The 21,844-nt window shown below is 69.2% G+C and carries 21 protein-coding genes; 20 read left to right on the plus strand and 1 reads right to left on the minus strand.

The window, feature by feature from the left end; all coding sequences use genetic code 11:
- Nucleotide 1 precedes the first annotated feature (1 nt).
- The 20 genes from thrC to ACT3T9_RS11285 all read left to right on the plus strand — a co-directional run bounded on the left by thrC (nucleotide 2) and on the right by ACT3T9_RS11285 (nucleotide 20,443).
- On the plus strand, nucleotides 2-1,060 hold the full coding sequence (gene thrC, locus ACT3T9_RS11190) for a threonine synthase (protein WP_441446077.1): 1,059 nt from the start codon (nucleotides 2-4) through the stop codon (nucleotides 1,058-1,060).
- Nucleotides 1,057-1,971 carry a homoserine kinase gene (gene thrB / locus ACT3T9_RS11195; RefSeq protein ID WP_444606624.1) on the plus strand — a complete coding sequence of 305 codons (915 nt, stop codon included), beginning with the start codon at nucleotides 1,057-1,059 and terminating at the stop codon, nucleotides 1,969-1,971. Before thrC ends, thrB begins: the two co-directional genes overlap by 4 nt.
- Nucleotides 1,972-2,301: 330 nt before the next feature.
- On the plus strand, nucleotides 2,302-4,482 hold the full coding sequence (gene rho / locus ACT3T9_RS11200) for a transcription termination factor Rho (protein WP_444606625.1): 2,181 nt from the start codon (nucleotides 2,302-2,304) through the stop codon (nucleotides 4,480-4,482).
- Between the two features lie 206 nt (nucleotides 4,483-4,688).
- Nucleotides 4,689-6,704 carry an aldo/keto reductase gene (locus ACT3T9_RS11205; RefSeq protein WP_444606626.1) on the plus strand — a complete coding sequence of 672 codons (2,016 nt, stop codon included), beginning with the start codon at nucleotides 4,689-4,691 and terminating at the stop codon, nucleotides 6,702-6,704.
- Between the two features lie 5 nt (nucleotides 6,705-6,709).
- Entirely contained in the window at nucleotides 6,710-7,684 is a 975-nt protein-coding gene (locus ACT3T9_RS11210) for a LacI family DNA-binding transcriptional regulator (protein ID WP_441444771.1), read from the plus strand.
- Nucleotides 7,685-7,815: 131 nt separating this feature from the next.
- Nucleotides 7,816-8,025, plus strand: a complete 210-nt coding sequence (gene rpmE, locus ACT3T9_RS11215) for a 50S ribosomal protein L31 (RefSeq protein WP_345079107.1) — start codon at nucleotides 7,816-7,818, stop codon at nucleotides 8,023-8,025.
- A 94-nt stretch (nucleotides 8,026-8,119) separates the two neighbouring features.
- Nucleotides 8,120-9,256 (plus strand): peptide chain release factor 1, encoded by a 1,137-nt coding sequence (prfA, locus tag ACT3T9_RS11220; protein WP_441444772.1) that lies wholly within the window; start codon nucleotides 8,120-8,122, stop codon nucleotides 9,254-9,256.
- Nucleotides 9,256-10,161 (plus strand): N5-glutamine methyltransferase family protein, encoded by a 906-nt coding sequence (locus ACT3T9_RS11225; protein ID WP_444606627.1) that lies wholly within the window; start codon nucleotides 9,256-9,258, stop codon nucleotides 10,159-10,161. The genes prfA and ACT3T9_RS11225 overlap by 1 nt, the downstream gene beginning before the upstream one ends.
- Nucleotides 10,158-11,168: an L-threonylcarbamoyladenylate synthase gene (locus ACT3T9_RS11230; RefSeq protein ID WP_441444774.1), complete on the plus strand. Its 1,011-nt coding sequence runs from the start codon at nucleotides 10,158-10,160 to the stop codon at nucleotides 11,166-11,168. The genes ACT3T9_RS11225 and ACT3T9_RS11230 overlap by 4 nt, the downstream gene beginning before the upstream one ends.
- Nucleotides 11,165-12,289, plus strand: coding sequence for an MraY family glycosyltransferase (locus tag ACT3T9_RS11235; protein WP_441444775.1), 1,125 nt, complete (start codon nucleotides 11,165-11,167; stop codon nucleotides 12,287-12,289). The genes ACT3T9_RS11230 and ACT3T9_RS11235 overlap by 4 nt, the downstream gene beginning before the upstream one ends.
- Nucleotides 12,273-12,782, plus strand: a complete 510-nt coding sequence (locus ACT3T9_RS11240) for a hypothetical protein (protein ID WP_441444776.1) — start codon at nucleotides 12,273-12,275, stop codon at nucleotides 12,780-12,782. Before ACT3T9_RS11235 ends, ACT3T9_RS11240 begins: the two co-directional genes overlap by 17 nt.
- 259 nt (nucleotides 12,783-13,041) lie before the next feature.
- Nucleotides 13,042-13,785, plus strand: a complete 744-nt coding sequence (gene atpB, locus ACT3T9_RS11245) for a F0F1 ATP synthase subunit A (protein WP_441444813.1) — start codon at nucleotides 13,042-13,044, stop codon at nucleotides 13,783-13,785.
- A gap of 108 nt (nucleotides 13,786-13,893) precedes the next feature.
- Entirely contained in the window at nucleotides 13,894-14,121 is a 228-nt protein-coding gene (gene atpE / locus ACT3T9_RS11250; protein ID WP_087485484.1) for an ATP synthase F0 subunit C, read from the plus strand.
- A gap of 10 nt (nucleotides 14,122-14,131) precedes the next feature.
- Nucleotides 14,132-14,677 (plus strand): F0F1 ATP synthase subunit B, encoded by a 546-nt coding sequence (locus tag ACT3T9_RS11255; RefSeq protein WP_441444777.1) that lies wholly within the window; start codon nucleotides 14,132-14,134, stop codon nucleotides 14,675-14,677.
- A 9-nt stretch (nucleotides 14,678-14,686) separates the two neighbouring features.
- Complete coding sequence (locus ACT3T9_RS11260) at nucleotides 14,687-15,502, plus strand: F0F1 ATP synthase subunit delta (protein ID WP_441444778.1); 816 nt, start codon at nucleotides 14,687-14,689, stop codon at nucleotides 15,500-15,502.
- An 86-nt stretch (nucleotides 15,503-15,588) separates the two neighbouring features.
- Complete coding sequence (atpA, locus tag ACT3T9_RS11265; protein WP_442332093.1) at nucleotides 15,589-17,214, plus strand: F0F1 ATP synthase subunit alpha; 1,626 nt, start codon at nucleotides 15,589-15,591, stop codon at nucleotides 17,212-17,214.
- A 70-nt stretch (nucleotides 17,215-17,284) separates the two neighbouring features.
- Nucleotides 17,285-18,199, plus strand: a complete 915-nt coding sequence (locus tag ACT3T9_RS11270; protein ID WP_444599413.1) for a F0F1 ATP synthase subunit gamma — start codon at nucleotides 17,285-17,287, stop codon at nucleotides 18,197-18,199.
- 51 nt (nucleotides 18,200-18,250) lie between these two features.
- The gene (atpD, locus tag ACT3T9_RS11275) at nucleotides 18,251-19,708 is read left to right on the plus strand and encodes a F0F1 ATP synthase subunit beta (protein ID WP_441444781.1); all 1,458 of its coding nucleotides are present in this window, start codon (nucleotides 18,251-18,253) and stop codon (nucleotides 19,706-19,708) included.
- Nucleotides 19,705-19,986, plus strand: a complete 282-nt coding sequence (locus ACT3T9_RS11280; RefSeq protein WP_441444782.1) for a F0F1 ATP synthase subunit epsilon — start codon at nucleotides 19,705-19,707, stop codon at nucleotides 19,984-19,986. The genes atpD and ACT3T9_RS11280 overlap by 4 nt, the downstream gene beginning before the upstream one ends.
- A gap of 16 nt (nucleotides 19,987-20,002) precedes the next feature.
- On the plus strand, nucleotides 20,003-20,443 hold the full coding sequence (locus ACT3T9_RS11285) for a DUF2550 family protein (RefSeq protein WP_441444783.1): 441 nt from the start codon (nucleotides 20,003-20,005) through the stop codon (nucleotides 20,441-20,443).
- 158 nt (nucleotides 20,444-20,601) lie between these two features.
- Here the strand turns inward: ACT3T9_RS11285 and ACT3T9_RS11290 are convergent, their stop codons facing one another.
- The gene (locus ACT3T9_RS11290; RefSeq protein WP_444606628.1) at nucleotides 20,602-21,831 is read right to left on the minus strand and encodes an N-acetylglucosamine-6-phosphate deacetylase; all 1,230 of its coding nucleotides are present in this window, start codon (nucleotides 21,829-21,831) and stop codon (nucleotides 20,602-20,604) included.
- Nucleotides 21,832-21,844: the final 13 nt, after the last annotated feature.

Raw genomic sequence — 21,844 nt, forward strand, 5'->3', positions numbered from 1 at the left:
AATGGCACACCAGTGGCGCGGCGTCCTCGCCGAATATCTCGAGCACCTCCCGTTCACCGCGAACGACACCCTGCTGACCCTCGGGGAGGGAGGCACCCCGCTGCTGCACGCGCCCACCCTGTCGAAGACCGTGGGCGCGGACGTGCACATCAAGGTCGAGGGGATGAACCCGACGGGCTCCTTCAAAGACCGGGGAATGGTCTCCGCGATGACGAAGGCGCTGAACGACGGTGCGACCGCTGTCGTGTGCGCCTCCACCGGGAACACCAGCGCGTCGGCCGCCGCCTACGCCACCGCCGCGGGCCTGACCTGTGCGGTGCTCCTGCCGCAGGGCAAGATCGCTGCTGGCAAGCTGGCCCAGGCAGTGGTCCACGGTGCCAAGCTCATCCAGGTCGACGGCAACTTCGACGACTGCCTCGAGATCGCCCGCAAGCTGGACGCAGAGCATCCGATCGAGCTCGTGAACTCCGTGAACCCCTATCGGCTCCAGGGCCAGAAGACCGCCGCTTTCGAGGTCGGCGATGCCCTGGGCAGGGCTCCGGACATCCACATCCTCCCGGTCGGCAACGCGGGGAACATCTCCGCCTACTGGATGGGCTATCGCGAGTACCGCGAGGCAGGCATCACGCAGTCGCTGCCGCAGATGTGGGGTTTCCAGGCCGCCGGCTCCGCACCGTTCGTGGCGGGCCACCCGATCAGCGACCCCGAGACGATCGCCACCGCGATCCGGATCGGCGCGCCGGCCTCGTGGGACCTCGCCGTGACCGCGCGCGACGATTCCGGTGGTCTCATCGATGCCGTCACCGACCAGCAGATCCTCGATGCGCAGAAGCTCCTCGCCGGCGAGGTCGGTATCTTCGTCGAGCCAGCTTCTGCGGCCGGCGTCGCCGGCCTGCTGCAGCAGGCCGAGCGAGGGCTGGTCCCGGCCGGGGCGACGATCGCGATCACGGTCACCGGCAACGGACTCAAGGACACCGACACCGCCCTGACCCAGCACGACCTGACGCCGACCGTCGTGCCGGTCGACATCGCCGCCGCAGCGGAGGCCATCGGCCTGTGAGGATCCAGAACACGCGAGTGTCCGTGCAGGTCCCCGCGACCTCCGCGAACCTCGGGCCCGGTTTCGACACCCTGGGGCTCGCGCTGGACCTCTGTGACGAGCTGACGGTCGAGGCGACCACCGGTTCGATCGAGATCGAGGTCGAGGGAGAGGGCGCCGGTGCGGTCCCCGCAGGGGAGGACCATCTGGTCGTGCGTGCTCTGCGCCGCGGTCTGGATCATGCCGGTGCTCCCCAGACCGGACTGCGGTTGCGCGCGCTGAACCGGATCCCGCATGGCCGTGGCCTGGGCTCGAGCGCCGCGGCGACGATCGCCGGCCTGCTGCTCGCGCGGGGGATGATCTCTGATCCGCAGGCTCTGGATGACCAGGCTGTCCTGCAGCTGGCCACTGAGTTCGAGGGGCATCCCGACAATGCCGCCCCGGCGCTCCTGGGTGGCGTGGTGCTCTCCTGGATGCACGGCGACACGGCCCGCGCAGTGTCCCTGGCCTGTGCTGAAGGAGTGCTGCACCCTGTGGTGCTGCTGCCGCGCACGACGCTCTCCACCGATCAGGCCCGCGGTCTGCTCCCCGAGCACGTCCCTCACCAGGATGCCGTCCACAACGCCTCCCGTGCCGCGCTGCTCGTGCACGCGCTCAGCGGCGCTCCCGAGCTGCTGCTGGACGCGACGGAGGACCGCCTCCACCAGGAGCAGCGCTCCGCAGGTATGCCCGAGAGCATTGAGCTGATGAAGGTGCTGCGCCGTGAGGGCCACCCTGCAGTGGTCTCCGGCGCGGGCCCTTCGGTGCTGGTGCTGTCGGGACATCGCAGAGAGCTCGCCCCCTTGGTGCGTCGCTTCGTCACGGACCCCGAAGCCTGGCGGATCGCTGAGGTGCGGCTGCGAGAGATCCCTTCCGCCCCTGTGGTAGGTTGAGCCTGCGTCCAGGCGATATCGCACGGCGCTGAACCCTGCAGCAGATCCCCGGTGGATGCTGTGCGCAGAACTCCGCGCCTCGATGTGTCCCCTGATCAGTGCTTCGCACGGTCCTCGCGCACCCTTCATGATGTGCCCCGCAGGTCCGTGCACCTCCGCTGACGCACCCAGAACCACACCGGCAGGCCGACCACAGATGCCTTGCATCCTGGGGGAACAACCCTGCTCGGACCAGTCGCTGCAGCACCCGGAGCCCGAGAGCTCCCGGCGTTGCGCGGCATCCAGACCAGAACAGAGCCGGCGAGAACGGCTCGACAGGAAGGAACCCGGGTGAACGACACCACTTCCGGCGCAGACCTTGCGGCGAAGAAGCTTCCCGAACTGCAGGCCATGGCCGCCGAGCGCGGCATCAAGGGCGCTCGTCGGCTGCGCAAGAGCGAATTGATCGACGCGATCCGCGGGGGTGGATCGACCTCAGCAGCACCCGCTTCCGCCGCAGCGCCCGCCGCTGCCGCCCCTGCCGCAGAGGCCCCCGCCCAGCAGGCAGCTCCGGCGCGGAGCGAGGCTCCCGCCGAACAGGCTCAGCAGAACCCGCTGGGCGAGTCCGGCGATGACCGGGCCGAACAGGGCACCCGCAGCCGGTCCCGTTCCCGTCGCGGCAGCCAGGCTGCCGCACGACAGGACGAGGGCGCCCCTGCACTGGGCATCGAGCTGCCGAGCAGCTCCGCCTCGCGCGGGCAGCAGGACGAGCGTGCAGAGGACGCTGCAGAACGTCACGAGGACCGCAGCCAGCAGGACCGCGGCCAGCAGGATCGCAGCCAGCAGGACGACGGCCGCGAAAGCGGCGGTCAGCAGCGTGGTGGACGCGACCAGCAGCGCGGTTCGCGCAGCGGCAACCAGCAGGGCGGCGGCCAGCAGGACAGCACTCAGCAGAGCGGCGGCCAGCAGGGCGGCGGCCAGCAGGGTGGCAACCAGCAGGGTGGCAACCAGCGCCGCCGGCTCGAAGACATCGAGCTGCCGGATCGCTCCGGCGAGCAGGATGACGATCGCCAGGGCGGGGATGACTACGACGACGACCGTCGCGGTCGGTCCCGCAGCCGGAACCGTTCCCGCGACCGAAAGCGTCGCGGCCGTGGCGCTGCGAACGAGCAGGACGGTCAGGGCAGCCAGGGTGGTCAGGGTGGCCAGGGCGGTCAGCAGGGCCAGCACCACCAGGGCGGCCAGCGGAGCCAGGGCGGCTCGTCGACCCAGGGCGGCCAGCAGGACGGCGGTGACTCCCGCGACGGCGATGAGCTGATGTCGATCGCCGGCATCCTGGACATCCGCGACAACAACGCCTACGTGCGCACCACCGGCTACCTGCCCGGTGCGAGCGACGTGTACGTGACGATGAATCAGGTCAAGCGCGCAGGTCTGCGCAAGGGCGATGCGATCACCGGGCAGGTCAAGGCGCCGCGCGACGGCGAGGACCACTATGTCGAGCAGCCGCAGCAGCACCATGGCGGTGGCCGGAACCGCCGCGGCAAGAGCGGCGGCGGTGGCGGGAACCAGAGCAAGTACGCGGCGCTGGTGCAGGTCGACACCATCAACGGGATGCCTCCTGAGCGTGCGCGCCAGAGGGTGGACTTCAGCAAGCTCACTCCGCTGTACCCGGACGAGCGGCTGCGACTGGAGACCGATCCCAAGAGCGTCGCTCCCCGGCTGATCGATCTGGTCTCGCCCGTCGGCAAGGGCCAGCGTGGACTCATCGTCGCGCCCCCGAAGGCCGGCAAGACGATCATCATGCAGCAGATCGCGAACGCCATCACGACCAACAACCCTGAGGTCCACCTCATGGTTGTGCTCGTCGACGAGCGTCCCGAAGAGGTCACCGACATGCAGCGCACCGTCAAGGGGGAGGTCATCGCCTCCACCTTCGACCGCCCTGCCTCGGATCATACGATCGTGGCCGAGCTCGCCATCGAGCGCGCCAAGCGCCTGGTGGAGATGGGCCGCGACGTGGTCGTGCTGCTGGACTCGCTCACCCGCCTGTCCCGCGCGTACAACCTCGCCGCCCCGGCCTCCGGCCGCATCCTCTCCGGTGGTGTGGACGCCTCGGCGCTGTACCCGCCGAAGCGATTCTTCGGCGCGGCGCGGAACATCGAGCACGGCGGCTCGCTGACCATCCTGGCCTCGGCCCTGGTGGAGACCGGCTCCAAGATGGACGAGGTCATCTTCGAGGAGTTCAAGGGCACCGGCAACATGGAGCTGCGACTGTCCCGCCATCTGGCGGACAAGCGCATCTTCCCGGCAGTGGATGTCAACGCCTCCGGCACCCGCCGCGAGGAGGCGCTGATGGGCAAGGAGGAGCTGGCCATCATGTGGAAGCTCCGTCGTGTCCTGGGCTCGCTCGAGCAGCAGCAGGCGCTCGAGATACTCATGGAGCGGGTCAAGAAGACTCAGTCGAACACCGAGTTCCTCATGACGGTCCAGAAGAACACCCCGAGCGTGAACGGGCGCAGCGGCGACTGACCCGGCGTCACCCGTCACTGCGCAGGTCGCAGACGCCGCAGGGCCTGCCCACCGACCATGGTGGGCAGGCCCTGCGGCGTCTGCGGCCGGGAGCTTCCGGGCCTGCTTCCCGGCAACGCTTGTGAGGACGGGGAAGAGGGGATAGCGTGATCCCTCGTGAACGTTCACGTCCAGTGTCGGACCCCTTCAGAAGGATGAACCCCTCCATGCATCGCGATTCCTCCCCTTTCCGCTGGGCTGTTCTTGGCCCCGGCTCGATCGCTCGTCGCTTCGCCTCCCAGCTGCCCGCCTCCCAGGACGGTGTCCTGGTCGCCGTCGGCAGCAGCTCCAAGGAGCGGGCGCAGAGCTTCGCCGACGAGTTCCCCCTCGCGGAGCCCGCGCTGATCGGTGACTACGCCGAGGTGCTCGCCTCCGAACAGGTCGATGCCGTGTACATCTCGACCGTGCATACCGGTCACGCCCGGCTGGCCGCGATGGCCCTGGAAGCGGGCAAGCACGTGCTGTGCGAGAAGCCGCTCACCCCGAACGCCGCCACCTCGATGGCCCTCCTCGATCTGGCCGCACGCACCGGCCGGGTGCTGCTGGAGGCATACATGTACCGCTTCCACCCCCAGACCCAGCGCGTGCTCGACCTCGTCGCCGAGGGCGCGATCGGCGATGTCGCCCATGTCGATGCGTCCTTCGCCTTCGACACCGGCGGCCGCAGCGGGCGCCTGTTCGACCCGGCCATCGCCGGAGGCGGCATCCTCGACGTGGGCTGCTACCCGATGTCCCTGGCCCGTTTCGTCGCCGGAGCCGCACAGGGCCGAGCCTTCGCCGATCCGCTCACCGTCACCGGCCACGGGACCATCGGCCAGACGGGGGTGGACGAATGGGCCACCGCCGAGCTCACACTGCCCGGCGACATCACCGCGAGCCTGCGCACCGGGGTGCGTCTGGCCGATCCGCAGTCCGCGACCATCACGGGCTCCCGCGGCGTGATCCGGCTGTCCGATCCCTGGGCTCTCGGCCAGGAGCCGACGGTGATCGAGCTCGACGTGGTCGGGGAGCAGCCGCAGCGGATCGAGGTGCCGGCCGCCGCTCCATATGCCCTCGAGGCCGATGCGCTCGCCGCGGCAGCACGCGGAGCAGGAGAGGTCCCCGAGCTCACCGCGGACAACTCGCTAGGCCAGGCACGGGCGCTGGACTCCTGGCGCGAGCAGATCGGGCTGCAGTACCCCTTCGAAGCGGAGGACGCGGATATCCCGACCCTCACCGGACGCCCGATCGAGCACGGCTCGGCCCAGACGGGCCCGGCCATGACCTACGGCAGCATCCCGGGGATCGAGAAGCAGATCTCCCGCCTGGTGATGGGCTGTGACAACCAGATGACCCTGCCCCAGGCATCGGCGATGTTCGACGCCTTCTACGAGATCGGCGGAACGACCTTCGACACCGCCTACATCTACGGCGGCGGATACATCGAGAAGCTCTTCGGCCAGTGGGTGCGCAACCGCGGGGTCCGCGAGGACGTCGTCGTGATCACGAAGGGAGCGCACACCCCTCACTGCGACCCGGAGTCGATCACGCGCCAGCTCGAGGAGTCCCTCGAGCGTCAGGGCACGGACTATGCGGACCTCTACATGATGCACCGCGACAATCCCGAGATCCCCGTCGGGGAGTTCGTGGACGCGATGGACGAGCACCTGCGCGCCGGCCGGATCCACGCCTACGGCGGATCCAACTGGACCCCGGCCCGCGTGGACGAGGCCAACGAGTACGCCCGTGCCAACGGACGCACCGGGTTCGTCGGCGTCTCCAACCACTTCGGCCTCGCCGAGGCGCTGGACGTGCCGTGGGCAGGCTGCGTCCACGCCACCGACCCCGAGTCCAAGGCCTGGTTCGAGGAGCGCGGCATCGCCCTGCTGCCGTGGTCCTCGCAGGCACGCGGCTTCTTCACCGGCCGCGCCCATCCGGAGGACCGCTCGGATGCAGAGCTGGTGCGCTGCTATTACAGCGACGAGAACTTCGAACGCCTCGCCCGCGCAGAGCAGCTCGGCGCCGAGCGGGGGGTTCCGGCCACGGCGATCGCGCTGGCCTTCGTGCTGCACCAGAAGTTCCCGACCTTCGCCCTGTTCGGCCCCCGCAGCATCGCCGAGATGCGCTCGTCCACCCTGGGACTGGGCGTCGAGCTGACCACGGAGGAGATGGCCTGGTTGGATCTCAAGTCGCCGGTACGATGAGCGGCATGCCACGCCGGGCCACGATCGTCGACGTCGCCGAGCGGGCCGGGGTCTCCCGGCAGACCGTCTCGCGCGCGATGAACGATCTGCCCGGCATCAGCGCGGGGACCCGGGAGCGGGTGCTCGCGGCCGCGAAGGAGCTGAGCTACCGGCCCTCGCGGTTCGGCCGCGGACTCGTCGAGCAGGGCCCGATCACTCTCGGCCTGGTGGTGGAGGATCTCTCGAACTCGTACTTCGCAGAGCTCGGCGCCGCAGTGGTCCGCGCCTGCGCACCCCATGGCTGGAACGTGGTGCTCGCCGAGGCGATGAACGCCCCGAACCCTCAGCAGGTGGCAGGGGATCTGGCGCGACGGGTCGACGCGCTCGTCGGCTACGGGGTGCTCACCGACGACATCCGTGGCCGGGGCGGGATGCCGGTGGTCCAGCTGGATTCTCATCGCTCCCATCTCGATGAGGGTGGGGTGGTCGAGCTGGCGCAGGGCACCGCCATGGCGGAGCTTGCCGAGCACCTGGGCCGGTCCGGTGCTCGCCGACCCCTGGTGCTCGACCTCACCGGCGGGCTCGGCCGCTCACGCTGCCTCGCGCTCGCCGCCGCACTCTCGCCGCTGGTCCCAGAGGGTGAGGTGCCGGTGCGCGAGGTGGATGCGAGGGAGGGACACAGGGAGCTCCTCGAGGAGGTCCTCGCCGACGGGGTCGATACGCTCGTCGCCTTCAACGACGAACTCGCCGTCCGTCTGCTGCGGGCCCTGCGCGAGCTCGGGATCACCGTGCCGGACCAGGTGCGCCTGGTGGGCATCGACGGCCTCGAGATCGGCTCGCTGGTCACCCCCGAGCTGACCACCTTGAGCATCGACATCGAGGCGGTGGCCCGGGAGACGGTCTCGCTCGTCGCCGGGATGCTCGACGGCTCCGTCCCGCTGCAGGGGGAGGGCGCCCACCGGGTGGTGCCGTACCGCCTGGAGGTGCGTGCCTCCACCTGAGCAGCGCGATGTTGCGCACGCCGCACCCACAGCCCTCGCCCGGGAGGGGCTGGTCGTGGCAGACTGTGACGTCGGTTCTGGTTCACGGTGCCCGCCGGGCGCCGACCCAGCGACCCCGAGCAAGGAGAGTCATGAAGGCTGATATCCACCCCGCTTACGGCGAGACCACGGTGACCTGCACCTGCGGTAACTCGTTCACCACCCGCAGCACCAAGAGCAACGGTGCCATCAGCACCGAGGTCTGCTCCGAGTGCCACCCGTTCTACACCGGCAAGCAGAAGATCCTGGACACCGGCGGCCGCGTCGCTCGCTTCCAGGCCCGCTACGGCAAGAAGAACTGATCGACGTCTCCGACGCCGGTGCGCGCCTGCGGGCGTGCACCGGCGTCGTCGCATGTGAGGGTTCGGAGCCCGGGCCGCAGAGGAAGATGCACCGATGAGCGAGCAAGACGCTGCAGATCGCCTCGCTCCGCTGCGCCTCGAGCATGCCCGACTCCAGGAGTCGATGGCCGATCCCGCCCTGCATGATGACCCGGCCCGTGCCCGACGAGTCGGTCGGCGCTATGCGGAGCTGGAGAGCGTGCTCGCCGCCTCCGCGCGGATGGAGAGCACTGCCGCGGATCTCGCGACCGCCCGCGAGCTCATCGCCCTGGAGGACGGGGACGAGGAGCTGATCGCAGAGGCCGAGCAGCTCGCCGCCCGCCTCGAGCACGAGCACGAGCATCTCGACGACCTGCTCGCCCCTCGCGATCCCGACGACGCACGCGACGTGATCCTCGAGATCAAGGCAGGAGCGGGCGGCGAGGAGTCCGCTCTGTTCGCCACCGAGATGCTGCGCATGTACCGCGCCTATGCCGAGTCCAAGGGATGGCGCCTGGAGGTGCTGACCTCCGCGGAGTCCGACCTCGGAGGCCTCAAGGACGTCACCGTCGCGATCACGGCTCGCACGGCGACCGGGCCGGGTGACGGCGTCTACGCGCATCTCAAGCATGAGGCGGGCGTGCACCGCGTCCAGCGGGTCCCGGTCACGGAGTCCCAGGGGCGGATCCATACCTCCGCCGTCGGCGTGCTGGTGCTGCCCGAAGCGGACGAGGCCGATGAATCGGAGCTGCTGGCCGAGGCGATGGCCCCCGCGAACCTCCGCATCGATGTCTTCCGCTCGAGCGGCCCGGGCGGGCAGAGCGTCAACACCACCGACTCCGCAGTGCGGATCACCCACCTGCCCACTGGAGTGGTGGTCTCCTGCCAGGACCAGAAGAGCCAGCTGCAGAACCGCGATCAGGCGCTGCGGATCCTCCGCACCCGCCTGCTGGACGCCCGCCGCGCCGAGCAGGAGGCGCAGTCCTCGGCGACCCGCCGCCTGCAGGTCCGCAGCGTTGACCGCAGCGAGCGCATCCGCACCTACAACTTCCCCGAATCCCGGGTCGCGGATCACCGCACCGGGTACAAGGCCGGCAACCTCTCCCAGGTCCTCGCCGGGGACCTCGACGACCTGATCGCCTCTTCCCGGACCGCCGAGCGGGACGCCCGCCTGGCCGATGCCCGCGCGGGCACCCCCGAGGAACGGCTCTGATGGACGCCCGAGACCTGCGCGCCCGGCTGCGCACTGCACTGGCCGAGACCACCCAGCGGCTCGGAGCGGCCGGGGTGCCTTCCCCGAGCGTCGATGCCCGGGCACTGATCGCCCATGCGGCGCGGACCGAGCAGCCGCTGGTGATGCTCGATGAGCTCCCGGCGGACTTCTCCGCAGACCTCGAGCGGCTCACCCTCCGCCGCGAGCGGCGGGAGCCGCTGCAGCTGATCCTCGGGCGCGCGCCTTTCCGCCGACTGATGCTCACGGTGCGTCCCGGAATCTTCATCCCGAGGCCGGAGACCGAGCTGGCCCTCGACCTCCTGCGCGAGCACCTCCCGGATGCTCCCACCCAGGTGGCGGACCTCTGCTCGGGCTCCGGTGCGCTGGGCGCTGCGGTGCTCGACGAGATCCCCGGCGCCGCCGTGCTGGCCATCGAGGTCGATGCCGCTGCGGCGGCGCTGAGCACCGAGAACCTCGAGCTGGCGGGACCCGGCCGTGGTCGGGTCGTGCAGGCGGACCTCAGAGCGGCGATCCCGGAACTGGTCGCCGCTGCACCCTTCGACGCGATCCTCTCCAACCCTCCCTATATCCTGCCCGACGCCGTGCCCCGTGACGTGGAGGTCATCGACCATGACCCGCACCGCGCACTCTTCGGCGGCGGGGACGACGGCCTGGAGGTGCCGCGAGCGGTCATCGCTTGGGCCGGACGCCTGCTGCGACCCGGCGGAGTGCTGATCATGGAGCACGCGGACGTCCAGGGCGCAGCGACCCGCGCCCTCGCCGCCGAGCTCGACGGCTTCGACCTGCTGACCACCGCCCCCGACCTGACCGGCCGCGACCGTTTCCTCATCGCGCGCCGCTCCCAGGGGGCACCGAACCTCGGAAGTGAGAGACTGTCCCGGTGAGCGTGCACGACACACAGAACCCAGAGAACCGCGAGGAAGCCCTCGCCGCCGCCGTCGACGCCGTCCGCGGAGGTGAGCTGATCGTCCTGCCGACGGACACCGTCTACGGCATCGGCGCGGACGCCTTCACGCCGGAGGCGGTCGAAGCGCTGCTCGAGGCCAAGGGCCGCGGCCGGGACACCCCGCCGCCGGTGCTGATCGGCGACCACGCCGTGCTGCTGGCACTGGCCGCGGACCTCCCCGACTATGTCGAGGAGCTCGCCGAGGAGCTGTGGCCCGGTGCGCTGACCCTGATCCTCACCGCCCAGCCCTCGCTCACCTGGGACCTGGGCGAAACGCGCGGCACCGTGGCGTTGCGGATGCCTGAGGACGAGGTGGCGCTCGAGCTGCTGCGTCGCACCGGCCCGCTCGCCGTCTCGAGCGCCAACCGCCACGGCAAGCCCGCTGCGAAGAGCGTCCTGGACGCGGCGACCCAGCTCGGTGATTCGGTGGCGATCTACCTCGATGGGGGACCGGCCCGGATCGGCTCGAGCTCCACCATCCTGGACACCACCGTGACCCCTGCGGAGATCGTCCGCGAAGGCGCCATCAGCAAGGAGCGGATCATCGAGGCGGTCGGGGACATCTTCACCGCCCCCGAGCCCGAGCCCGAGGCGGAGCCGGAGACGGATCCCGAGGATGCCGAGCAGCCCGGGGAGGAGGCCGCAGCGACCGACGCCGCAGCGGCGGGGGAGCTGGAGGCCACCGATGAGGGGTCGGCCGGCATCACCCCGGGCGATGCAGACGAGGCCGGCAATACCCCGCCCAACACCCCGCCCAACCCCCCGGCCAACCCCCCGGCGTCGTCGGACGACTCCGTCCTGGACCTCCCCTCCGAGCCGGAGCAGTCCGCGGCCAGTGCCGAGCTGCCGCTCGCCGAGACTCCGCTGGACGGGATCGGTGAGGCCCCTGCCGCACCCGGGGACAGCGGCGCGGAGGATGGTCCCGCGGAGAACACGCCCGGGTGAGGATCTATCTCTTCCTCCTGCTGCTCGCAGCGGCGGTCGCCTACCTGGTAACCCCTGCTGTGAGGCTGCTGGCTCGGCGCGCAGGGGCGATGACAGCGGTGCGGGACCGTGACGTGCATGATGCCGTCACGCCCCGGCTCGGCGGCCTCGCGATGCTTGTGGCCGTGGTCTGCGCGATGCTGGTCGCGAGCAACGTGCCCTTCCTCGAAGGGCTCTTCCGCGATTCTCGGCAGCCCTGGGCGATCCTCGCCGCAGCAGGCCTCGTGTGCCTGCTCGGCGCCGCTGACGACAAATGGGATCTGGACTGGGTGACCAAGCTCGCCGGCCAGGTGCTGGCGGCGCTGCTGCTGGCCTGGCAGGGCGTGAGCCTGGTGACCCTGCCGATCAACGGCGTCACCGTCCTCTCGGGGCGAACTGCTCTGATCCTCACCGTGCTGGTGGTGGTGGTGAGCATGAATGCGGTCAACTTCGTGGACGGCCTCGACGGCCTTGCCGCCGGAGTGATGGCGATCGGCGGCTCCGCCTTCTTCGTCTACGCCTACACGCTCACCCGCAGCTCCTCGGCCACGGACTACTCCTCGCTGGCCGCGCTGCTGACCGCAGTGATGATCGGGGCGTGCCTCGGCTTCCTGCCCCATAACCTCACCCGCGCCCGCATCTTCATGGGGGACTCGGGGTCGATGCTGCTGGGCCTGCTGCTCGCGGCGAGCACCATCGCGGTGACCGGCCAGGTCGACCCCGGCAGACTCTCGGGCGCGGACTTCTTCGGCCAGTTCCTGCCGATCCTGCTCCCGATCGGGGTGATGGTGGTCCCGTTCCTGGACTTCGCCCTCGCGGTCGTGCGACGGATCGGCTCCGGCAAGTCGCCCTTCCACGCGGACAAGGCGCATCTGCACCACCGCCTGCTCAGCCTCGGGCACAGCAAGCGCACCGCTGTGCTGATCATGTACACCTGGACCGTGGTCATCTCGGTGGGGCTGCTGCTCCCACTGGTGCTCCCGATGCGCACGGTCGTCATCTTCTGGGTGATCGGTCTGCTGTTCGCCGTCCTACTCACCTTCGACCCCCTCAGATGGCGCTCCGGCCGTCACCGGAAGGAATCCGATGTCCCCTCACCCTGAGACCCCCGACGCTCCCGAGCAGGCCAGCCGCAGGACCTCGCCGCCCCGCACCGCTGGCGACCGGGCCATGCAGCGCGCCACGCTGATCGCACTCGCCGTGGGTGTCCTCCTGGCAGCGGTCGTGGTCGTCATCGCCGCCACGCGCCCGGACCCCGCAGCCCTCTGGGGTGCGCTCGTCGGCTCGGCGCTCACCCTCGTGATGGTGCTGCCGACAGTGGGCATCACCTTCCTCGGAAAACGGCTCACCCCGATCTCGATGGCCGCGACCGTGCTCGGCAGCTGGGCCGTCAAGATGTTCATTGTGATCCTCGTCCTGATCGCCGTGAAGGACCTGGCGAGTGTGTCCACGCCGTGGATCGGGCTCGCACTGCTGGTCGGCGCGGTCTCGGCGGTGCTCGTCGAGGCCGTGCTGCTGGCCCGCACCCGCCAGCCCCTGGATGTGGAGCCCCATCAGGGCGCCGAGGAGGAGCCCGAGGCCACTGCCGGAGTATGAGTCTCTGTTATGCTTCCGGAGGCGCTCGACCGCTGATCACGGCATAGAACTGTGAACCAGACGAGGGCTGATCGACCACCCGGGCCGCCATGGCGTCGTCCATCGCCGTACGCACGGTGGCCGCACCGCGAGTGGACTCGATCTGGCATGACCATCCAGGCCGTCCTCGACGGTCGAACGAATCTGGGAGATCGAGCTGAACACCGCAGACCTCAGTCCCGCACTCTATGCAGAGGACTCCTTCTTCCATATCCCCACGCTGGGGGAGTTCTTCCCGGAGGCGCTCCTCTTCGAGGGGACCTGGTTCGAGTTCAACCGCGTCCAGCTGGTGCGGCTCATCGTCCTCGCCGTCGTGCTGATCGCCATGTGCATCATCGCCTCGCGGGCCAAGCTCGTTCCCGGACGCGTCCAGAGCGTCGTCGAGCTCGTGATCGACTTCGTGAACAACAACATCATCGCGAACACGCTGGGCCTCAAGGATGGCAAGCGTTTCGCCCCGATGCTGATCACGATGTTCTTCTTCATCCTCTCGATGAACCTGGCCGGTGTGATCCCCGGCCTGAACCTCGCCGGCACCTCGGTGATCGGGCTGCCTCTGCTGCTGGCCCTGTGGACCTTCGTCACCTACGTCGGCGCCGGCATCAAGAAGCATGGCTTCCTGGGCTACCTGAAGTCCGAGACCATGCCCCCCGGCATCCCGTGGCCGATCTACATCCTGCTGATCCCGATCGAGCTGCTGCAGGTCGTCGTGATTCGCTGGGCATCGCTCACCATCCGACTGCTCGCGAACATGGTCGCCGGACACATGATGATCGTCGTGTTCATCGGCATGACCCACGCGCTGCTGTTCTCGGGAGACTGGCTGATCGCGATCAGCCCCTTCGCCGGAGCGATGGCCATCGGCATCTACGGCTTCGAGATCTTCGTCGGCGCACTGCAGGCCTTCATCTTCACGATGCTGACCGCCGTGTACATCCAGCTCGCGACCTCCGACGAGCACTGACCCCCGCCACGGCGGGCGGCCTCGCGGCCACCGCCGAGCGGTGCTTTCCCGCCTGACCCCCAAGAACCTGATCGTCGCCCCCACGCGGCACAACGAAAGGAAACCCCCATGGAGCCCACGATCCTCGCTGAGGTGTCCGGCAACATTGCGACCATCGGCTACGGCCTCGCCGCCATCGGCCCGGGCATCGGCCTCGGCATCCTGGTCGGCAAGACCGCTGAGGCTCAGGCTCGTCAGCCCGAGATGCGCTCGCAGCTGCAGACCACGATGCTGATCGGCGTCGCCTTCACCGAGATCCTCGCGCTGCTGGCGATCGTCACCGGCCTGATCTTCTGAGGCGGAGCAGATGATTCTGGCAGAAGCAGGGGGAGAAGTCCCCGGCTGGCGGCTGCTCATCCCGCTCCCGCAGGAGATCGCCTGGTCGGCGATCTTCCTGCTGATCTTCGTGCTCGTCTTCATGAAGTTCGTGCTCCCGCGCATGAACGCCGTGCTGGACGAACGCTCAGAGAAGATCGAGGGCGGCATCCGCAACGCGGAGAAGGTCCAGGAGCAGGTCGACCAGCTCAAGAGCGATCAGGAGCAGGAGCTCGCTGCCGCTCGGCAGGAGGCCGCTTCGATCCGCGAGAAGGCCCGCGCCGACGGTCAGAAGATCGTCGACGAGGCCCGTACCCGTGCCGACGCCGAGAACGAGCGCGTGCTCGCCAACGGCCGTCAGCAGCTGAGTGCCGAGCGGATCGCCGCCTCGACCGAGCTGCGCGGGGAGGTCGGATCGCTCGCAAGCGATCTGGCGTCCAAGATCGTCGGCGAGTCACTCACCGACGATGAGCGCTCCCGCCGTGTGATCGACCGGTTCCTGGACGACCTCGAGTCGAGCCAGACCACCACCCGATAAGGAACCGTGATGCGAGGAACCTCCTCCACCTCCTTCGCCGAGGTGCTCCGGCAGGCCGAAGCCGCTTTCGCAGGCGGCAACGGTGCACTGGAGTCCGAAGCCCAGGAGCTGTTCTCGGTGGCAGATGCCATCGACTCCAGCAACCAGCTCGTGCGCACGCTCTCCGACCCCGGCCGACCGGCCGCGGTCAAGGAGGCCACCGTGCGTGCGCTGCTGAACAGCCGGGTCAGCCCGCAGAGCCTCGAGCTGACGCTCGAGATCGTGCAGCGGCGCTGGTCCGAGCAGGAGGACATCCTCGACGCTCTCGAGCTGCTCGGCGTCTCGGCGCTGCTTGCCCAGGCGCAGTCCGAGGGCGTGCTCGAGCAGGTCGAAGGAGAGCTGTTCGAGATCTCCCGGCTGATCGACGACAGCGGTGATCTCACTGCGGCGCTCGACGGCTCTCGGGAGGATCCCGCGCAGCGCGCCACCATCCTGCGCTCGCTGCTGGAGGGTCGCACCCACCGGCTCGCTCTCGCCCTCGCGGCCAGAGCTGTCGGACGTCGCACCGCGACCAAGCCGGCCCGGCGGGTCGAGGAGTTCGCACGCTTCGCCTCCGATCGTCGTCGGCGCGTCTTCGCTGCAGTATCGAGCGCGGTGCCCCTGAACGAGGCACAGCAGTCCCGACTCGGCGCGGTCCTCGCCGGGATCTACGGCCGCGAGGTTCAGATGAACCTCCAGGTCGACCCTGATGTCGTGGGCGGTCTCCGGATCCAGGTCGGCGACGACCTCTACGACGCCACCGTGCTGGCCCGGCTCTCCCGAGCCCGGTCGCAGCTGGTGGCCTGACTTAGTCCCGACGCCCCGGCGTCCCCAGCACTTTGTGAAGACCATCCCCCCCCCAGCGGGGAGACCGAGAGGAAGCGAAGCACCAGATGGCGGAGCTCACGATCAGCCCGGAGGAGATCCGGAACGCCCTGGACACTGCGGTGTCCACCTATCAGGCAGGCGCCACCGAGCGCGAGGAGATCGGCCGCGTCAGCGAAGCCGCCGATGGCATCGCGCGTGTCGAGGGCCTGCCGAACGTCATGGCGAACGAGCTCGTCCGCTTCGAGGACGGCACCCTCGGCCTCGCGCTGAACCTCGAGCTGCGCGAGATCGGTGTCGTCGTGCTCGGCGAGTTCACCGGCATCGAGGAGGGCCAGCAGGTGCGTCGCACCGGCCAGGTCCTCTCCGTGCCCGTCGGTGACGGCTACCTCGGCCGCGTGGTCGACCCGGTCGGCACCCCGATCGACGGCCTCGGCGAGATCGAGACCGTGGGCCGTCGCGCCCTCGAGCTCCAGGCTCCCGGCGTCATGCAGCGCAAGGCCGTCAAGGAGCCCATGCAGACGGGCCTCAAGGCGATCGATGCGATGACCCCGATCGGCCGTGGCCAGCGTCAGCTGATCATCGGTGACCGGCAGACCGGCAAGACCGCCATCGGGATCGACACGATCCTGAACCAGAAGGCGAACTGGGAGTCGGGCGATCCGGACAAGCAGGTGCGCTGCATCTACGTCGCCATCGGCCAGAAGGGCTCGACCATCGCCTCGGTGCGCGCGACGCTCGAGGAGAACGGCGCGATGGAGTACACCACCATCGTCGCCGCCCCGGCCTCCGACCCCGCGGGCTTCAAGTACATCGCTCCCTACACCGGTTCGGCCATCGGCCAGCACTGGATGTACGAGGGCAAGCACGTCCTCATCATCTTCGATGACCTCTCGAAGCAGGCCGAGGCGTACCGCGCTGTGTCGCTGCTGCTGCGCCGCCCGCCGGGCCGTGAGGCTTACCCGGGTGACGTCTTCTACCTGCACTCGCGCCTGCTCGAGCGCTGTGCGAAGCTCTCGGACGAGATGGGCGGCGGCTCGATGACCGGCCTGCCGATCATCGAGACCAAGGCGAATGACGTCTCGGCGTACATCCCGACCAACGTCATCTCGATCACCGACGGCCAGTGCTTCCTGCAGTCGGACCTGTTCAACTCGAACCAGCGCCCTGCGGTCGACGTCGGCATCTCGGTGTCCCGCGTCGGCGGCTCCGCCCAGACCAAGGCCATGAAGTCGGTCTCGGGCACGCTGAAGATCGACCTCGCCCAGTACCGGGACCTCGAGGCTTTCGCGATGTTCGCCTCGGATCTCGACGCCGCCTCGAAGCAGCAGCTGAGCCGCGGCGCCCGTCTCATGGAGCTGCTCAAGCAGTCCCAGTACTCGCCGTTCCCGATGGAGGAGCAGGTCGTCTCGATCTGGGCCGGCACCAAGGGCAAGTTCGACGACCTCGAGGTCGAGGACGTGCGCGAGTTCGAGGGTCAGCTGCTCGAGCATCTCCGCCACAACGGCGGCGTGCTCGAGGCGATCCGCAGCACCGGCAAGTTCGAGTCCGCCACCGAAGAGGAGCTCTCGAGCATTCTCGACCAGGTCAAGCAGGACTACCTCGCCGGCAAGGGCGACGGTGCGGTGCGCAACGACGAGAGCGGCCGACTCGCAGCCGATCAGATCGAGCAGGAGAAGATCGTCCGCGGCTGATGCGAGCTGCCGCCGCCTCTGAGGAGGCGGCGGCATCCGCCGGACGCATCCACCCCGCACGAGGAGAGACATGGGAGCCCAGCAGAGGGTTTACAAGCAGAAGATCCGTTCAGCCCAAGGGATGAAGAAGATCTTCAAGGCCAAGGAGATGGTCGCCGCGTCGCGCATCGCCAAGGCCCACGCCCGGGTGTTGGCGACGACGCCGTACGCCGATGCGCTCACGCGCGCCATCGGCTCGGTGGCCACCCACTCCGATGAGATCACGCACCCGTTCCTGGACAGCGAGCGCCAGCAGACGGGCCGTGCGGGAATCCTGATGATCACGGCGGACCGCGGCATGACCGGTCCGTACTCGCACAACGTGATCCGGGCGGCGGAGCAGCTCGCGAACACGCTCCGCGACGAGGGCAAGGAACCGGTGATGTACGTCGTCGGCCGCAAGGGCGAGTCGTACTACCGCTTCCGAAATCGTCCCCCGCATCGCGCGTGGACTCCGTACAAGGAGAACGAGCTGCCGAATCTCGGTCGGGAGATCGCGGGAGTCCTCACCGGGGATCTCCTCAGCGAGGACCCGGCCGTGCACCTCGACGAGCTGTATGTCGTGGGCACCCAGTTCAAGACCCGGTTCGTCCAGGACACCAAGTCCATCCGGATGGTGCCGATGGGTCTTGTGGCGCCCGGGGCAGTCGAGTCTCGACCGGCGTTCCCGCTGTACGAGTTCGCTCCCGACGCCGACACCGTCGTCGCGGAGCTGATGCCGCGATACGTCGAGTCGAGGATCATCAACATCCTGCTGCAGGCGATGGCTTCGGAGCACGCTTCCACGCAGCGCGCCATGAAGTCCGCTACCGACAACGCGGAGACCCAGATCCGAAAGTTCACCCGACTGGCGAACTCCGCCCGTCAGGCGGAGATCACCCAGGAGATCACGGAGATCGTCGGCGGCGCCGACGCCCTCTCGGGATCTGGCCGCACCGAACGCTGAGACCCTGGCCGACAGCGCCCCGCGCGTCGGCCCGACATGGAGAGAACGCACATGACCACCACCGCCCCCGTTCCGACCGCGACCGCCACCGGGCGCGTCGCCCGCGTCACCGGCGCCGTCGTCGACATCGAGTTCCCCCCGGGGAACATTCCGAACCTCTACAACGCGCTGACCATCGAGATCTCGGCGGAAGGCTCGGGCCTCGAGGCCTCGACCCTGACGCTCGAGACCGCCCAGCACCTGGGCGACGGCATGATCCGTGCGATCGCTCTGAAGCCGACCGATGGCCTCGTGCGCGGTCAGGCCGTGACCGACACCGGCGCCCCGATCTCCGTGCCCGTGGGCGATGCGACGCTCGGTACGGTCTTCGACGTGGTCGGGAACCCGCTGAACAAGCCGGCTTCCGAGCTCGAGATCTCCGAGCGCTGGCCGATCCACCGCAAGGCACCGAACTTCGACCAGCTCGAATCGGCGACCACGATGTTCGAGACCGGCATCAAGTCGATCGACCTGCTCACCCCCTACGTGCAGGGCGGAAAGATCGGCCTGTTCGGCGGCGCGGGCGTCGGCAAGACGGTCCTCATCCAGGAGATGATCTACCGCGTGGCGAACAACCACGACGGCGTCTCCGTCTTCGCCGGCGTGGGCGAGCGCACCCGTGAGGGCTGGGACCTCATCGAGGAGATGACCGAATCCGGCGTCATCGAGAAGACGGCCCTCGTCTTCGGCCAGATGGACGAGCCGCCGGGCACCCGCCTGCGCGTCGCGCTCTCGGCACTGACCATGGCGGAGTACTTCCGCGATGTGCAGAGCCAGGACGTGCTGCTGTTCATCGACAACATCTTCCGCTTCACCCAGGCGGGCTCCGAGGTCTCGACCCTGCTGGGCCGTATGCCCTCTGCAGTGGGCTACCAGCCCAACCTGGCCGACGAGATGGGTGTGCTCCAGGAGCGCATCACCTCGACCCGCGGCCACTCGATCACCTCGATGCAGGCGATCTACGTCCCGGCCGACGACTACACCGACCCGGCTCCGGCGACCACCTTCGCCCACCTCGACGCCACCACCGAGCTCTCGCGTGAGATCGCCTCGCGCGGCCTCTACCCGGCGATCGATCCGCTGACCTCGACCTCGCGGATCCTCGACCCGCGCTACGTGGGCCAGGACCACTACGACACCGCGGTGCGCGTGAAGCAGATCCTCCAGCGCAACAAGGAGCTGCAGGACATCATCGCTATGCTCGGCGTCGATGAGCTGTCCGAGGAGGACAAGGTCATCGTCTCGCGTGCGCGCCGCATCCAGCAGTTCCTCTCCCAGAACACGCACCTCGCGAAGCAGTTCACCGGCGTCGACGGCTCGGACGTCCCGCTGCGCGACACCATCGAGGGTTTCCGCGGCATCTGCGACGGCGAGTTCGACCACATCACCGAGTCCGCCTTCTTCAACGTCGGCGGGATCGACATGGTGCTCGAGAACCAGCACCGCATCGACAAGGAGCTCGGCGCGTGAGTGCGCTCGACGTCACCTTCGTCACCGCGGACCGGACCGTCTGGACCGGAGAGGCCGCGCAGGTCGTCGTGCCTGCCGTGGACGGCTCGATGGGCATCCTGCCCCAGATGCAGCCCACCCTGGCGATCCTCGGCACCGGCACGGTGCGGATCATCGACCAGGACGGCCACGTCGAGCAGCTTGCCGTGGACGGCGGCTTCGTCTCGGTCGACTCCGATGTCGTGACCATCGGCGTGGACGACGCGACGAGCGTTCCGTCGCAGGACTCCCGGTTCTGATCCGCGCCCTCCGACCATGACAGAGCTGAGCATCCCGATCCTCCTGCTGGGGGTCGGGATGCTCGTCGTCGTGGCCGCGTTGCTCGTGGTGCTGCGCCAGGTGCTGGTCTCTCGCCGCCGAGGTGCCTTCGAGTGCACGCTGCGGCGCCGGGGGCTGGTGGGCGGCACCAGCTGGCAGCACGGCCTGATGCGCTTCGGCAACGACCGGCTGCGCTGGTTCCGGGCCTTCTCGCTGCGGGTGCGCCCCGAGGTGGTGATCCGCCGGATCGACATCCTGGACGTCTCGCGGCGTCGCCTCCCGTCCCCGATCGAGGGCGGGGAGGACTCCTATCTCCTCGAGTTCGACCTGCGCGGCGGGCGTGAGGTCAGCGCGATCGTGGACCTGGTCTCCGGGGCGGCGCTGAACTCCTGGCTCGAGGCCGCACCGACGGGGATGGTCCTCGGCGACGCCGACTGAGACCCTCACCCCATCATGCGGCTCTGGAGCCCCAAGGCCTTAGCACGCGACCTCCCTAAGGCTCGCCAGAGGCCCAGAGGCCCAGAGGCCCAGAGGCCCAGAGGCCCAGAGGCCCAGAGCCTCAGAGCAGAGGTTCAGAGCCTCAGACGCTCAGAGCCTCAGACGCTCACGGTCTCGCCGCTACGCAGCACGGTCATGGGCCTCAGCTGCGCATCTGCCAGCACCACATCGGCACGGCGGCCTGCGGCCAGCATCCCGATCCGATCCTGCATGCCGAGCACCGTGGCCGGCACTGTGGAGGCCGCACGCACGGCGCGGACCAGGTCCACCCCGGCTTCGGTGACCGCGAAGCGGACCACGTCGAGCAGATGCGCAGTGCCACCGGCGATCGACGTGCCGCCGGTGAGGGTCGCCACCCCCGCATCGACCGTGACGTCGAGCGCGCCGAGCCGGTACTGGCCGTCCGGCATCCCGGCCGCCGCCATCGCGTCGGTCACCAATGCCACGCTGTCCTCGTGAGCGATCGTGAAGACGTGGGCCACGGTGCGGGCATCGAGGTGGACGCCATCCGCGATCACCTCGACCACCAGCTCCCCGCGCGCGGCGGCATCCAGAGCGGCGAGTGCGGGGCCGGGATCCCGATGATGGATCGGACGCATTCCGTTGAACAGATGGGTCGCGGTGGGCAGCGCGGAACGACCGTGCTCCCGCCGCAGCTCGGTGCGGGAGAGTTCGATCGCCCGTGTCATCTGGGCGCTGCTGCCGTCGGTGTGACCGAGCGAGGGGAGTGCCCCGACCTCGGCCAGCGCCTCGATCACCGCGTCGGCGTCTTCTGCTTCCGGGGCCACCGTCATGGTGACGAGAGCGCCGCCGGCGATCTGGGCGAGCTCGCGGACCAGATCGGCATCGCCGCCGGTGATGTGCTCGGGATTCTGGGCCCCGCGCCGGGCGACGGAGATGAACGGGCCCTCGAGATGGATCGCCGCGATCTCGCCGTCGGCGGCGAGCTGGGCGAGATCCGCGACGCGAGAGCGCAGCGTCTGCGCATCGGCGGTCACCAGAGAGGCGACCAGGCTGGTCGTGCCATGTCGACGATGCTCGTGCACCGCCGTGAGCAGCTCGCGGGGATCACTCGCATCGGGGAACGACGCCCCGCCACCGCCGTGGCAGTGCAGGTCTACCAGCCCGGGAAGGATGATGCCGTCGTGGGAGAGGACCTTCGTCGCCCCATGCTCCGGAGCCAGTGCGGCGGGCCCGGCCCAGAGGATGTCGCCTCCTCCGATCAGCACCAGCGCGTCCGGCACCAGCCCCTGCTCGAGCACGGCAGTTCCGCGCAGGACCAGATCAGCGGTGAGTGCGGGGGACCGCTCAGGCTCGGACGTGCTCATGGTCGCTCCTGGT

Origin of the sequence: Brachybacterium sp. AOP29-B2-41, assembly GCF_052378395.1 — a bacterium.
Taxonomy (GTDB): domain Bacteria; phylum Actinomycetota; class Actinomycetes; order Actinomycetales; family Dermabacteraceae; genus Brachybacterium.